13 protein-coding genes and 1 other annotated feature are annotated in these 15,332 nt (G+C 39.4%); all 13 genes read left to right on the top strand.

All coding sequences use genetic code 11. The features are described 5' to 3' along the window. Nucleotides 1-42 precede the first annotated feature (42 nt). Nucleotides 43-1,560: an aldehyde dehydrogenase family protein gene (locus MHB58_RS07120; protein WP_008404766.1), complete on the top strand. Its 1,518-nt coding sequence runs from the start codon at nt 43-45 to the stop codon at nt 1,558-1,560. Nucleotides 1,561-1,584: 24 nt separating this feature from the next. Further along, nucleotides 1,585-2,787 carry an iron-containing alcohol dehydrogenase gene (locus MHB58_RS07125; protein ID WP_008404764.1) on the top strand — a complete coding sequence of 401 codons (1,203 nt, stop codon included), beginning with the start codon at nt 1,585-1,587 and terminating at the stop codon, nt 2,785-2,787. Nucleotides 2,788-2,867: 80 nt separating this feature from the next. After that, nucleotides 2,868-4,391, top strand: coding sequence for a class I adenylate-forming enzyme family protein (locus MHB58_RS07130; protein WP_008404762.1), 1,524 nt, complete (start codon nt 2,868-2,870; stop codon nt 4,389-4,391). A 141-nt stretch (nt 4,392-4,532) separates the two neighbouring features. Continuing rightward, on the top strand, nt 4,533-5,294 hold the full coding sequence (locus tag MHB58_RS07135) for a 3-hydroxyacyl-CoA dehydrogenase (RefSeq protein ID WP_008404760.1): 762 nt from the start codon (nt 4,533-4,535) through the stop codon (nt 5,292-5,294). 12 nt (nt 5,295-5,306) lie between these two features. Continuing rightward, nucleotides 5,307-6,101 (top strand): enoyl-CoA hydratase/isomerase family protein, encoded by a 795-nt coding sequence (locus tag MHB58_RS07140; RefSeq protein ID WP_008404758.1) that lies wholly within the window; start codon nt 5,307-5,309, stop codon nt 6,099-6,101. 77 nt (nt 6,102-6,178) lie between these two features. After that, the gene (locus tag MHB58_RS07145) at nt 6,179-7,288 is read left to right on the top strand and encodes a CaiB/BaiF CoA transferase family protein (RefSeq protein WP_340734909.1); all 1,110 of its coding nucleotides are present in this window, start codon (nt 6,179-6,181) and stop codon (nt 7,286-7,288) included. A gap of 189 nt (nt 7,289-7,477) precedes the next feature. Then, the gene (gene yidC / locus MHB58_RS07150) at nt 7,478-8,239 is read left to right on the top strand and encodes a membrane protein insertase YidC (RefSeq protein WP_008404756.1); all 762 of its coding nucleotides are present in this window, start codon (nt 7,478-7,480) and stop codon (nt 8,237-8,239) included. Nucleotides 8,240-8,714: 475 nt separating this feature from the next. Next, nucleotides 8,715-8,934, top strand: a binding site (T-box leader). 37 nt (nt 8,935-8,971) lie between these two features. Beyond that, nucleotides 8,972-10,651 (top strand): arginine--tRNA ligase, encoded by a 1,680-nt coding sequence (gene argS / locus MHB58_RS07155; RefSeq protein ID WP_340734910.1) that lies wholly within the window; start codon nt 8,972-8,974, stop codon nt 10,649-10,651. 155 nt (nt 10,652-10,806) lie between these two features. Beyond that, on the top strand, nt 10,807-11,385 hold the full coding sequence (locus tag MHB58_RS07160; protein WP_065217165.1) for a GNAT family N-acetyltransferase: 579 nt from the start codon (nt 10,807-10,809) through the stop codon (nt 11,383-11,385). A gap of 190 nt (nt 11,386-11,575) precedes the next feature. Continuing rightward, complete coding sequence (locus MHB58_RS07165) at nt 11,576-12,646, top strand: 3'-5' exonuclease (RefSeq protein ID WP_340734911.1); 1,071 nt, start codon at nt 11,576-11,578, stop codon at nt 12,644-12,646. Nucleotides 12,647-12,749: 103 nt separating this feature from the next. Then, the gene (gene coaW, locus MHB58_RS07170) at nt 12,750-13,586 is read left to right on the top strand and encodes a type II pantothenate kinase (RefSeq protein WP_014824241.1); all 837 of its coding nucleotides are present in this window, start codon (nt 12,750-12,752) and stop codon (nt 13,584-13,586) included. Between the two features lie 137 nt (nt 13,587-13,723). Next, nucleotides 13,724-14,122 (top strand): MarR family winged helix-turn-helix transcriptional regulator, encoded by a 399-nt coding sequence (locus MHB58_RS07175; RefSeq protein WP_014824240.1) that lies wholly within the window; start codon nt 13,724-13,726, stop codon nt 14,120-14,122. 5 nt (nt 14,123-14,127) lie between these two features. Further along, nucleotides 14,128-15,318, top strand: coding sequence for an MFS transporter (locus MHB58_RS07180; protein ID WP_065217163.1), 1,191 nt, complete (start codon nt 14,128-14,130; stop codon nt 15,316-15,318). The last annotated feature ends 14 nt before the right edge of the window (nt 15,319-15,332 follow it).

Genomic DNA, 15,332 nt, shown 5'->3' on the forward strand with positions numbered 1-15,332 from the left:
GACGCTGTAATAAACAGTTTGCTATTTAGAGGGGGATGAAGGATGACGACAGACGTACAAGTTAAGATCTTTCCGCAGTTTATCAATGGTGAATGGACACCACCTGCTTCAGGTGAATTTTTTGATGTGATCAATCCGGCTACTTCAGAAGTCGTAGCGAAAGTTTCAAAAGGAAATCAGGACGATGTGAATAATGCGGTTCAAAATGCGAAAGAAGTTTTTGAATCAGGTGTCTGGTCAGGGAAAACGCAGGCAGAACGTGCACAGATCATGATGCAATTTGCGGGGAAAATCAGACAGCATGCGCAGGAAATCATTTTCTTAGAAGGGATTAGTACGGGGGCGACACTACGTAAATTGGGTGGCGCAGATATTCGGCAGTTAGTGCTTTCTCTTACTCAAACAGCGGATTTATCGCTGAAATATGAGGCAGTAACAGCTCTTCCGGTCAACGAACAATTAGGTGCAAATCGTAGTCTGCTTGTTCGCGAACCACTCGGAGTAGTAGCGGCGATTACACCATTTAACTTCCCGCTAGTTTTAGCGATGTGGAAAATCGCACCGGCAATTGCGATGGGGAACTCCATCATTATTAAGCCGGCTTCCAATACACCATTAGGTACATTGAAGCTTGCACAATTAGCAGTTGAAGCAGGTATTCCACCAGGGGTTATTAATGTCGTAACAGGTCCTGGAGCTGAAGTGGGCGATGCACTTGTTACACATCCAGATGTATCGAAAGTGGCGTTTACTGGATCTACAGAAGTAGGTAGAAAAATTATGGCACAAGCTGCAGGTACAGTTAAGAAAGTTACGCTTGAACTTGGAGGAAAGGCGCCTGCGATCGTGCTTCCTGATGTAAATCTCGAAGTGGCTATCCCAGGAATTCTGCTCGGCGTATTTTTCCATTCAGGACAAGTATGCGAAGCGAGTACACGTCTCATCGTACATGAATCCATTTATGACATTGTCGTGCAACAACTAGTTGAGACAACGAAGAAAATAAAACTTGGACAGCCGCTTGATATGACGACTGGAATGGGACCGGTCATCTCGGAAACACAGATGAATAAGATCCTCGACTATATTCAGTCTGGTATTGATGAGGGAGCAAAACTTGTATGTGGCGGTAAACGTGCAGCAGGTCCAGGGCTGGAGAACGGGTATTTCATCGAGCCGACGATTTTCGCAGATGTGACGAACGATATGAAGATTGCGAGAGAAGAAATCTTTGGGCCGGTATTATGCGTGATTAAATATTCAACAGAAGAAGAAGCAATCGCCATCGCAAATGATACGGAATATGGATTAACAGGCGGTGTTTGGGGCCGTGATGTGACGAAAGCAAATGAAATTGCTACGAAAATCAATGCCGGAACAATCTGGATCAATGACTGGCATATTTTCCGTACAGATGCGCCATTCGGTGGCTATAAGCAAAGTGGCTTAGGTCGTGAACAGGGAGCTCAAGTGTTTGATGACTACACAGAGCTTAAAAATATTTGCACTTCACTTACGACGGAAAATGCACAGCGCCCAGCTTTAGGACTAATCTTTTAATCGAAAAATGAATGGAGAGATACGATGAAAACGACTTCCTATTTTGAATTCACACATCGCCCTGAAATCCGAAGTGGTGCAGGTTCACATATTTTAGTACCCGATCTAATCCAAGGTTTAGGTGGAAAGCGCCCTGTTCTATTTTCTGATAAAGGATTGACGGATGCAGGCTTAACACAAAAAATCAAAAGCTTATTTGATATGGTTCCTGGCATAAAGCTGGCTGGTGTATTTGATGATATTCAGCAAGATGCGAAATCGAGCAATATTAACAGAGGCCTGAAATATTTTAAAGAATGCAATGGCGACTCCATTATTGCAATTGGCGGCGGGAGTGTTATTGATACAGCTAAAACTGTCAAATGGGCTCTTTATAATGGTGTTAACGAAGTTGAGTATATTTTAACAGGGAACGTTTTAGAAGTTTGGCCGGATGCAAAGCCATTCGGTATTCCGCATATTTCAATTCCTACTACAGCTGGAACGGGTTCTGAAATCTCCAGTATTTCAGTAGTATTCAATGAAATGCTGAACCTGAAGTGCAATTTAATGAATCCGTATTTGAGTTCTGATATTGCGGTTTTAGATCCTGACTTAACTGTTGGTTTACCGCCAAGAGTAACAGCGTTTACTGGTATGGATGCACTGACACATGCTGTAGAAGGATTTTTCTCAACAAAATCAACGAATTTTTCGGATGCATTTGCACTGCATGCCGCAAAAATCATTGTCGAAAATTTGACTACGGCTGTGCGTGATGGGAAAAATGTGGCTGCACGTGCGAATATGCTACAAGCAAGTGCAATGGCTATTACAAGTTTCCAATCGGCGATGGCCAATATCCCAATCCACAATATAGCCCATACGTATGGCGCGAAATACGGCATTCCACATGGGCTGGCAAATGCAGTTCTCATGCCGAGTGTAATGAAAAATATGCCGAGCATGTATTTACCGAAAGTGAATGCATTTGCACCTGCACTGGGAATTATTCCAAACGCAGAAAATCCGCAAGAAACATTGGAAGAGTGCATCAATGTAATTGTTGACTTAAGAAATACAGTCAATCTACCGGACAGCTTCGACGAGTTTAATATTGATGCGGCAGATATTCCGCAACTTGTCCCAGCCGTACAAAATGACCCGTCATCATTAAGCTTCCGTATTCCTGATGACATCATTGTAAACGTTTCTAAAGAAGTAATCAGTTCTAAAGTAAGTATTTAATTAAAAGCAATTGCTCTTCATCATGAAAGGGGGATCCTCCTTTCCTTTGATCGAAAATTTGAAAGTAGGAGGTTACTATTATGAATATTGTTGAATTGCTTACTTCAACAACTTCCCGTTTGCCAGATCAACCTGTCATCCACTTCAAAAGAGCTCTACTTACTTATAAAGAATTACAAGATAAAGTTTACAATATCGCTGCAGGATTGAAAGATCAGGGTGTCACAAAAGGTGCGAATGTGGCATTAATGATGACAAATCGTCCGGAATATATTATTACGTATTTTGCTATTTTAGCAAATGGAGGTACGGTCGTTCCGATCAACCCTACATTTAAAGAGCAGGAAGTAACATATATCGTAAACGATTCGGAAGTTGAATTGTTGATTATTGAAGATACGGCGAAACCGGTTATCGAAAACGCAATGGATCAATTCAAAACAGTCAAAACAATTATTAATTACGGTGATCATGTAGATGAACGATATTTATCATGGCATCAGCTAGATACATCTGCCTCTATTTCAGAAATTGTCCCCCTTCATGAATCTGACGTCGCACAAATCATCTATACTTCCGGTACAACCGGTAATCCGAAAGGCGCCATGATAACACACGGTAATTTAAACTGGATGGCGATTACAGCAGCCGTATACAACCAGTTAGTTCCAAGTGATCGTGTCCTATGTGTATTACCATTGTTCCATGCTTATGCAAAACTTCAAGGCTTCCTGGCACCGATAGCTCATGGATGTGCAATCTATTTGGAAGAACGTTTCCACCCGGTTGAAACATTAAAAGCGATTGCCGAACATGAAATTACAATATTTTTAGGTGTGCCGACAATGTATGCCTTTTTTGCCCAGGTTCCTCATTTAGTAGAGCAACTGGACTTCTCAAAATTACGGACAGCTGGTTCAGGTGGGGCAAGTTTACCATCGGAGCTATTGCATAAGACGAATGAATCGTTCGGTGTCAGTATTTCTGAAGGATATGGTTTAACCGAAAGTACGGTCATGCTGATGACAACACACCGAAGCTTACCGAAAAAAGTCAATTCAGTCGGGATGCCATTACCGGGAATCGATTTGAGACTGGTAGATCCGGAAGGCAATGAAGTAGCCAATCATGAAGTAGGCGAAATCTTATTTAGAGGGCCGAATATGATGAAGGGGTACTACAAGAAGCCGGACGAGACCGCAAATACGATCAGGGACGGCTGGTTGTATACAGGAGACTTGGCGTACCGTGATGAAGAAGGCTATCACTTTATCGTTGACCGTAAAAAGGACATCATTATTCGTGGCGGGTTTAATATTTACCCTCGTGAAATAGAGGAGCTGCTTTATCAGCACCCGGCTGTCGTAGAATGCTCTGTAATCGGCAGACCGGACCCGGTATTCGGTGAAAAAACGGTAGCGTATGTCGTATCGAAAGACACCGAGCTAATAGAAGATGATGTTCGTGACTACTGCAAAGCGAAACTTGCCGAATACAAAGTGCCGGATTATATAATTTTCATTGAAGAAATTCCAAAGTCCGGAACAGGTAAAATTCTGAAGACCGCTTTGAAAGACTTAGACAAAAACGCACTGCCTAAATAAGAAGCGTCGGCTGGTCGGAGTTCATAAACTTCAGAACATGAACTAGAACGCAGATTATGTCGTTATGGACGAGCCGCTTATTGCGTAGCCCTAAATGACAAATAGGTTAATTATTGAACAGGAATAAGGAGGGGTTAATAGATGAATTTTGACCAAAAGGCAATTATCGTGACTGGTGGAGGATCGGGTTTAGGTGAAGCAACTGCACGAAAGATTGCATCTGCTGGAGGCTATCCTATCATATTGGACTTAAACGAAGAAAAGGGGCAAGCGGTAGCCGATGAATTGAATGGTTTATTTTTTAAAACGAATGTTGTGAAGGAAGAAGACGTACAGGCAGCAATTAACGGTGCAGTAGAAAAATTCGGTTCGATCCAAGGTGTTGTGAATTGTGCAGGTCTTGGTACTTCAACTCGTGTAGTGGGCAGAAAAGGTGTATTCCCATTAGATGAATTTAATTATATTATCCAAGTTAATTTAGTTGGGACATTTAATGTCATCCGTTTAGCTGCAGCTGCCATGATGACAAATGAACCGAATGAACACGGGGAACGCGGGGTTATTGTGAATACAGCTTCTGTCGCGGCGTTCGATGGACAAATCGGTCAGGCTGCCTATTCTGCATCCAAAAGTGGAATTGTAGGAATGACATTGCCAATCGCAAGGGACTTGGCTAGCTATGGCATCCGCGTTATGACAATTGCACCGGGAATTTTCGATACACCTTTAATGAACAGTGCGCCTCAAGCAGTTAAGGAAGCGTTAGGAAAACAAATTCCATTCCCGTCCCGTTTAGGGGAAGCGGATGAATATGCCCATTTAGTAACGGCCATTTTTGAAAATCCAATGTTAAATGGTGAAACGATTCGACTCGATGGAGCGATTCGCATGGCCCCAAGATAAGGAGGATAACGGATGAACCTTGAAACAATGACGATAGAGAAGCTTGACTACGGTGTACATGTTGTAACAATTAATAATCCGCCTGCCAATACATTAAATGCAGGAATTCAGCAGGACTTAGTGCAACTAATTGAGGAAGTCGAAAAAAATCCGGCAATCCGGGCCATTGTGTTCAAATCGGCCAACCCGAAAATCTTTATTGCAGGTGCAGACCTGGGTACAATGGGCAGCTCTGATGAAAACGTGGATTTTGCTGAAAGTTCAAAACATGTGCAGGGTATTTTCAACCGGTTGGAAGCATTGCGGGTACCAACTATTGCAGCAATTAATGGTCATGCATTAGGCGGTGGCTGTGAATTCGTGCTTGCATGCGACTTCCGTATAATGGGTGGCGGCACAATCGGATTAACGGAAGCATCATTGGGATTATTGCCTGGTGCTGGCGGTACACAGCGTATGACGAGATTAGTAGGCGGAGCAAAAGCGCGCGAATTAATGTATTTAAGCAAACGTTTAAAAACAGAGGAAGCAGCAGCAATCGGCTTAATTACAGAAGCGGCAGCTCCGGAAGAAGTGGAAGAAAAAGCAATCGCATTTGCAACATCGCTTGCTCAAAGTGCCATTGGAGCAATCGGCCTCATTAAAAAGAGTATTTTAGCGGCGGAAGAATTGCCGTTAGAACAAGGGTTATTAGTAGAACGGGAAGCCTTCGCGAAAACATTTACTACAGGGGAAGTAAATGAAGGCATCCGCGCGTTCTTTGAAAAGCGCCCTCCAAATTTTTTGAAGCCAGTCACAAATCAATAAATGGAACATTTGGGGGCCGTGTTGAAAGTTCAGCTTTCAGTACGGCCTTTAATTTAATATGGAAGGATGAAAGATTTATGCTGTTAAAAGGATTAAAAGTGCTGGATTTCTCCACATTATTGCCAGGCCCGTTTGCAACGATGATGCTGGCGGATCTTGGAGCGGAAGTTGTACATGTTACCAAACCGGTAGAAGAAGGGAAGCAATGGGGGCCGAATGATTATTTGCAGCGTTCTAAAAAGTCGCTGGCGGTCGATTTGAAGTCTCCGGAAGTAGTCAAATCACTAAAGGAGCTTTTAAAGGAGCAGAAATATGATATTGTAGTTGAGCAGTTCCGGCCTGGCGTGATGGCGCGCCTTGGTCTCGATTATGAAACGCTTAAAGCCATCAATCCTGGCTTAATTTACTGTTCCATTACAGGCTATGGTCAAACAGGTCTATATCGTGAGCGTGGCGGGCATGATATTAATTATATATCCTTGTCGGGAGTGCAAGGCTACTCCGGCACGAAAGAAAATGGCCCGGCAAATATAGGTTTTCAAGTGGCCGACTTGGCAGGTGGATCAATACATGCAGTGATCGGTATTTTATCGGCTGTCATTTATCGGGATAAAACGGGGGTAGGGCAGCATCTTGATATTAGTATGACGGACTGCGCATTAACGCTAAATGCCTTGTTTGCCCATGATTATTTAGCAGAAGGAAAGCCGCTGCCACGTGAAGAGCTGATCCTAAACGGCGGCTCTTTATATGGTTATTATGAAACGCTGGATGGTCGGTACCTTTCTGTCGGCAGTCTTGAACCGAAATTCAGACAGCAGTTATGTCAGGCAATCGGTCATCCGGATTTACTTCCATTAGCGATGAGTAATAAACCGGAAGATATTGCAAAGATGAAAGAACAGCTGCAAAGTATTTTCCTGCAAAAGACGCTTGATGAATGGCAATCTATTTTCTTCGGAATGGATGCATGTGTTGAACCGGTATTGACCTTTGAAGAAACGGTTGCACACCCGCTTTTCAAGGACCGGGATATGTTTGTGGAAATAGCAAAGCCGGATGGAACAACCCAAAAACAAATTGCATGTCCGATTAAGTCCAATCTCTTCAAAGCTTCGTATGGGACAGTCGGAGTACATGCAGGAACACATAACAATGAAATTTTAGGAAGCCTGTTAAAGAAGTAGGGAATGCGATACGGAATATGTCTCCTAAACCGCATAACACCGGAGATCTGGGAGTGCAAGTGTAAAAAATATTAATTTTTATTGCGTTCATATTAAAAATACTTAATATTTATAAGAGTAATTACTGTTCTTTTTTTGAAAAATATTTTAAGATATAAACGAATTACAAGATTGTTGAGCAGGTGAACTATGAAAAACTTAAAACTTAGTGTTTTCCTTCTAACCGTTCCACTTTTACTGGCAGGTTGTGAGAGTGTTGAGAACAAAGAAGGCTTCTTCTATTCAACATTTGTACGTCCGATGGATTGGACACTAAACACATTTGGTGAATTATTTAACGGCAGCTATGGTTTGGCTATTATTGCTATTATTTTAATTATTCGTCTCGTACTAATGCCGTTTATGCTAAAAACTTACCGCAGTCAAGCTACAATGAAAGTGAAAATGGATTTTGTCCGCCCGCAAATGGAGGATATCCAGACACGTTTAAAAGCAGCAAAAACTCCGGAAGAAAGAATGACAGTTCAGCAGGAAATGATGTCGCTCTACAAAGAACATAATATTAATCCGTTAAATATGGGCTGCCTGCCAGCGCTTATACAAATGCCGATTATTATGGGCTTATACTATGCGATTTTATATTCAGCTGAAATTAAAACACATTCATTCCTATGGTTTGACCTTGGCTCTACAGATATTTGGATGACTGCAATCGCAGGTGTCGTTTATTTTGTACAAGCGAAAGTCTCGCTTCAAACCGTACCAGAAGCTCAGAAGAATCAAATGAAACTGATGATTTACGTATCGCCGATTATGATTGTCATTATTTCATTGTCTTCGATGGCTGCACTCCCACTGTACTGGGCAGTCGGAGGGTTATTCTTAATTGTCCAAACTTATATTGGACGCAAATTTTTCTCAAGCATCCCTGAAACTAAGGGAAATGAATAAATATAAGTTATGCCGCTGCTAAAGGCTTACTGAACTAAAACTACTGAGACAATGATTTCAGTAGTTTTTTTATGCGTTGCGATCAGAGTGAATTTATTTTCTAATAAACTTGAGTATTGTTCTAATATATTTTAAAAGCTTCTATTAAAAACCTCATTTTCTAATATAGTTGTCAGTTGTTCAAATAAGTGGTCAAGATTGTCGAATAAAGCGTCCAGTTGTTCTAATATGTCATAAGCATCTTCTAATAAACGTGTCAACTGTTCTAATAAAGGTAATTCCGGTTATTTGAAAGCCCCCCTTAGTAACTGAAAAACTTAGTATACTGACTATATTTCCGGTAATTTTCTATAATATAGTCGCTATTGACTAATATCCACCTCAGATTATCTAAGAACAACGGTTATTTAGTAATTAAATTTATATACAATTTATATTGACATTGATTATCCTTAATGGATATAATTCAGTAAATTTAAATTCGATGAAAAAGACAGTAATTTACAATTGTTTTGGTAAGCGAGCTGGGGATTGGTGAGAGCCTGGTGCAAAATATGTAAATGAAGCGCACTTTGGAGAAGCAGTCTGAACATAAGTAGGACCTGCCGGGGAGTCACCTCGTTATTAATGGAAAGTGGTCACAATTTGTGGCAACTAGAGTGGTACCACGGGAATTCGAAGCTCTCGTCTCTATTTTTGAGACGGGGGCTTTTTATATTGGGAGGAGATAATATGTATAAAAAAATTGCATCAATTATTCAAGATGCTTTGCCGCACAAATTAATAACAAATACCGAAATTGAACAACTATTAGAAAGGCCAAAGTATCAGCATTTAGGGGATATAGCTTTCCCATGCTTTACGCTTGCTAAATCATTAAAGAAAGCCCCAAATGTTATCGCTATAGAAATAGGCGACAATATTAAAAGTGATTTTATTCAGGAAGTTCATGTTGTTGGAGGCTATATAAATTTATTTTTAAATAAGTTACAGGTGACAAGAGACGTCATGGCCAAAATTATGATCGCTCACGAATCATATGGACAACAAGAAATACAGCAGAAGAATATCGTGATTGATTTTTCATCACCGAATATTGCAAAGCCATTCTCAATGGGGCATCTTCGTTCTACGGTCATTGGAAATGCTCTTGCAAATATTGCAGAAAAGAACGGATACAATGTCATTCGGGTAAATCATCTTGGCGACTGGGGTACCCAATTCGGTAAATTGCTTGTGGCATTCCAATTGTGGGGAGAAAAAGAACGTGTTCAACAATCACCTATTGAAGAACTTTTGAAGCTATACGTGAAGTTCCATGATGAGGCAGAAACAAATAAATCCTTAAATGAGGAAGCAAGATCGGCATTTAAAGCGCTCGAAGATAATGATCCTCAGGCAATGGCATTATGGACCTGGTTTAAAAGTGCCTCACTACAAGAATTTAAGCAAATTTACGAGCAGCTTCATATTCAGTTTGATACGTATGAAGGGGAAGCTTTTTATAATGAAAAAATGCAGTCTGTTGTTGATGAATTAAAAAAGAAGCAATTACTCACAGAGTCGGATGGTGCGAATGTTGTTGAGCTTGAAGATATGCCACCTTGTTTAATAACAAAACAGGATGGTGCAACATTATATGCTACCCGTGATTTAGCCGCAGCTTTTTATAGACAGGCGCAATATGAACCATCCCAAGTTTTCTATGTGGTAGGGAATGAGCAAACACTGCATTTCAAACAAGTATTTCAAGTTATCTCAAAAATGGGCTATCCATGGTCGGGAAATCTGAAACATGTACCATTTGGAATGATGTTGAAAGATGGGAAAAAGATGTCCACACGTAAAGGCAGAGTCATTTTATTGAAGGATGTATTAAAAGAAGCAGTGGAAACAGCGTCGAGAAATATAGAGGAAAAAAATCCGACGTTAAATAATAAACAGAATGTTGCTGACCAAGTAGGGATTGGCGCGGTAATATTTAATGATTTAAAGAACTTCCGCTTAAACGATATTGAATTTTCATTACCTCAAATGTTGAATTTTGAAGGTGAAACAGGTCCTTATGTACAATACACGCACGCCCGGATCCATTCCATTTTAGAAAAAGCAAAGTATACATCAAGTAATGAAGTAACGGTGATGGAATTAGAGAATTCAGCTTGGGAGGTTATTAAGCTGCTGCAACAATATCCTCAAGTAATTACAGATAGTTTCGAACAAGTAGATCCTTCCTTAATTGCGAAATATGTATTGCAATTAGCGCGGATATTCAATAAATATTATGCAAATACAAAGATTTTAGTGGAAGATGAACAGCTAGAAAGTCGTTTACAGTTATGTTTTGCAGTAGCAACCGTTTTAAAGGATGGTTTGAAGTTACTGGGAATAAAATCACCGGAAAGTATGTAAAGAATTAAATTTTCTTTGAACGATATAAAAGTCCTCAAAAGTATTTAATCGATATTCGATAATTATATAAAGATAAAAATATTAAATACTCATTGTATCCCCAGACCAACTATGCGAAAATTTATTAGAATATTGGAAAAATAAGGGGTGGGACTATGGAAGAAATAATAGTAGAAAACGACATCGTCAAATTAAGACCGGTCCAAATGAGCGATATTGAAGCTATTGCAAATGCTGCGAATGACGAGCGGATTTGGGAGCATATGTCGGTAACATTGCTTACGCAGGAAGCAGTTGAGAACTATATCGAAAATGCGATTAAAGAAAGAGAAAAAGGCATTTCGTATATGTTTGCGGTGATCGAGAAAAAAACGGATAACATTGTAGGCTGTACATCTTTTCTTGATATTTCATTTCCCCATAAACGGCTGGAAATAGGGGCTACGTGGTATAACCCGACTGTTTGGCGTTCAGCGATTAATACAAATTGTAAGTTTTTATTATTCCAATACTGTTTTGAAGTACTTAATTTAAATCGTATTCAAATTAAAACAGGGCACGAAAATTACCGTTCACAAAAAGCCATTGAACGCATTGGTGCAATAAAAGAAGGCGTTTTACGCAATCATATGATTCGAAAAGAAGGAACAATTCGTCATACCATTATGTATAGTGTCACTGTGGAAGATTGGGAAAAACTAAAAACCAGGTTCATTGATGGTTTGTTAAAATAAATTTGAAGGTTAGTTAATGGCAATGATAAGTATTTATAAGAAAATCACATTTTTTCGAGCCTTTTAACACGAATTGTATGGAATAAACGAACATTATCGTGTCATATCACAAATTTTCATATACAATGAAAGAGGTTAATCTTTAATAGGAATACTCATTACCTATTAAATATAGATATATTCGGTGTAGGTGAAAAATTTGGGACGAACGAAAACATATATAAGTATAGATATAGAAGCCGCCCTTATACGCGGTAAGCAGTATATTATTGAAATTGGTGCGGTTAAATGGTTGCCAGATGGTACAACAGAAACATTTACGCAGCTTATTCAGCCTTATAAATTCAAAAAGCTGAATGCGCATATTCAAAAGTTAACTGGTATTACTACAGAGCAGCTAGTTGATGCACCTTCTTTTAAAGAAGCTTTTACTAAATTTAAACGCTGGTGTAAGCAGGATTATGTATTTTTAACATTTGGTGAATTTGATCGGAAAGTATTAGAAGAAGAGCTGTCACGCAATTACATAAAAAATGATTGCTTATATCCAATGATCGATTTTCAGCAAAAATATATGATTGCAAACGGTTTAAAAGAGCAGCCTTCATTAGGCGGGTTAATGGCACAGCTTGGATTGGAAAACGAAACACAGCACCGGGCATTAGCTGATGCGGCAAGTCTGCTCTCAATCTTTGTTAAAGTGGATGGAGATAAAATCATTGAACAGCAGCAGACGAATGATTTTATTTTATTGCTGACAAATTTCAAAATGCTGGAAACGACATATGAGCTTGTCATTTCTGCGACAAATTGCAAAATCGAGGATAACGGGATAACGATTCAATCAATGGAAACTTTCCGTGATGAGCTTCCTTTTACTGTTCAAATGGTTGAACGTCAAGGAGAAGATGGGGAAATGACAACAGTGGAAAAAGTTTCGATTAAACCGAATGTGCAGGCAAAGCAGCTGTTGCAACAGATTTCCGAAAATATGTCCGGTAAAATTTTAATTTCACGAACGGCATTACGTTCAATGTCAAAAATATTGAAGTTACATCAAGTAACTTTACCAAAAACAGAAGTGATGACATTAGTAAATTTATTGAAAAAAGAAGAGATTATTGCAAGATTTAATTTGGATGATGAACCTACAAATACATACGAAGCAAGGGTTTTACGTTTACTTAATAAGTATGAGCATATGTTTGTTTCTGAGTTTTATAAACGGGCATTAATCGAGGAAAATATAATACAAGTATAATAAATTCTCCGTTTTTAGGAGAATTTTTTCTTTAATGCCGACTCCTATTACGTTATGATAGGGGGGTACGAATCACTCGTGGGATAATAAAGGAGATTAATTTATGTCAGCATGGATCGGAATTGATACAGGGGGTACGTTAACGAAGCTTGCCTATTTAGATGAACGTCAGGAGCTTAAATTAACGGTCTTTCCATCTAACGAAATGCATTTAGTAAAAGAATGGTTGGAAAATCATCCTCAAGTGGAAGAAATCGGCTTAACTGGAGGACGCACAGAGCAATTGCTGGACGTTTTAAAGACGATGAAGTCGATTGAATATATTGTAGAATTTGAAGCAACTTTAAAAGGTGTGCGCTATTTGCTGGAGAAAGAAGGCCACACAATTGATCAAAGTATCATTACAAATATCGGTACGGGTACATCGATTCATTATATGGATGGCAATACTCATGCCAGGGTTGGCGGTACTGGAGTAGGCGGAGGTACCCTGATTGGACTATCAACGATTATGACCGGAATTTCAGATTTTGATGAGATAAAAGCAAACGCTTTCAAAGGAAAGCGGGAAGGCATTGATTTACTCGTAAAAGATATCTATCAAGGAATGGATACACCGATTGACGGGAATTTAACAGCCAGTAATTTCGGAAAGGTCGGGATTACCGATCAACGTGAATTTGAACAAAATAATGTACTGGCAACAACACAGGGTCTCATCGGTGAAGTGATTTCCACGTTAAGTATTCAGCTTGCCGTACAGCATGAGACAGAGCATATCGTATATATAGGATCAACGCTGATCGACAATGAACAGCTTGTAAAGGTAATTGAACATTATACTATATTAAAAAAACATAAACCTATTTTCTTAGAGGATTGCGGATTTTCCGGTGCAATTGGTGCATTGTTGAATATTCGTGAGCACAGCAGAAAATAAAGGACAGCATTTAGGCTAGCAACATAGTTTAAATGCTTCTTTTTTGCCATTTTTATCTCAATTACTTTACTTAGGTTTTTAGGAAGCGTAGAATGGGAAAGTAAATTATTTAGTTAGGTAAATAAGGAGTGATTGCGATGAATCCGTTATTTCATATATTTTTTCAGCAAAATCGTTATTTAGTAAATCAGTTAAATGATGTTTTAAAACAGCATGGACTATTCAGCTCACAATGGACGGTTCTTTTTTTATTGCATCAAAACGGACCAATGACACTCACAGCTATATGGAAATACCTTGATGTAGAAGCGCCAACTGTTACGCGAACAGTCACTCGTCTGGAGACGCTTGGATGGGTGGAGAGAGTTCACGGAGCGGATAAACGTGAAAAAATGATTGATTTAACGACCAAAGCAATTGAACAATTTCCTCAAATTGAAGCATCCGTCGTTTCGTTCGAGAAAAAAATGACTGATAATCTGTCTGAGGAAGAACAGGTGCTCCTAATTCACTTACTAAAAAAGATGGAAGGTTAGAATAAATGGAGCTTCAAGAACAAACAAATAAAATTTTCACGAAACGATTTATTAGTCTATTCTTTACAAATATGTCCATATTCCTTGTGTTTTACGGATTAATCACAACATTGCCATTATATGCTATCGGCGAGTTAGGGAAATCGGATGACGATTCCGGACTCCTTGTCACGGTATTTTTAATTTCAGCGATTATCGTTCGTCCATTCAGCGGAAAACTGCTTGATCTCTTTGGCAAGAAGCGATTGTTGATTTTAAGTCTTGTACTATACTTTGCATGCACAGTGTTGTACTTATTTTTTAAACCTTTTCTGCTATTGCTTGCACTTCGTTTTTTCCAAGGGATATGGTTTAGTATTGCAACGACTGCATCGGGCTCTTTAGCAGCCGATATTATTCCGAAAAGACGTAAAGGAGCAGGATTGGGCTATTTTGCAATGTCTACGAACTTAGCTGTCGTATTCGGTCCTTTTATTGGGTTGCTCATTATTCAATATTCAGGATTTGATATGCTATTTATCGTATTATCTGTATTGGTGGCAATTGGCGGTTTACTGGCATTAACTATTCAAACGAAGGACTTGCCAAAACCAGTAGTAACAGACCGCAGCTTTAAATTTTCATTTAATGATTTATTTGAACGAAATGCCTTGCCACTTGCCGCGTTAGCTAGCTTGATCGCGTTTTCTTATGCGAGTGTTCTGTCGTTTCTATCTCTGTATGCCGAGCAGAAAGACTTGCTGAGTGTTGCAAGTTATTTCTTTGCGGTATTTGCAGTTGCAATGATTTCGGTTCGTCCGTTTACAGGAAGAATCTATGATACAATAGGCGCAAAATTTGTTATTATTCCGTCCTTCTTTATTTTTGCATTAGGGCTGATTATTCTAGGGAATGCAGATCAGGAAATACCGTTCTTATTATCGGCAATCTTTATCGGTGCAGGGTACGGTACGTTAACAACAAGTTTCCAGTCACTCTGTATCCAGTCAACATCGATCCAGCGCAGCGGCTATGCAACGGCCACTTATTTTACGCTGTTTGACATAGGGATTGCTATCGGGTCATATTTATTGGGGATGGTAGCAGTGAAACTTGGCTATGAATTTGTATATTACATTGCGGCATTCATCATCATTGTCGTATTTGCGCTTTATATGCTAGTACTTAATCGTCAAAAACACAAAATTGAACAATAATAAAAACGATTCAT

This window comes from Solibacillus sp. FSL K6-1554, from assembly GCF_038005185.1.
Taxonomy (GTDB): Bacteria; Bacillota; Bacilli; order Bacillales_A; family Planococcaceae; genus Solibacillus; species Solibacillus silvestris.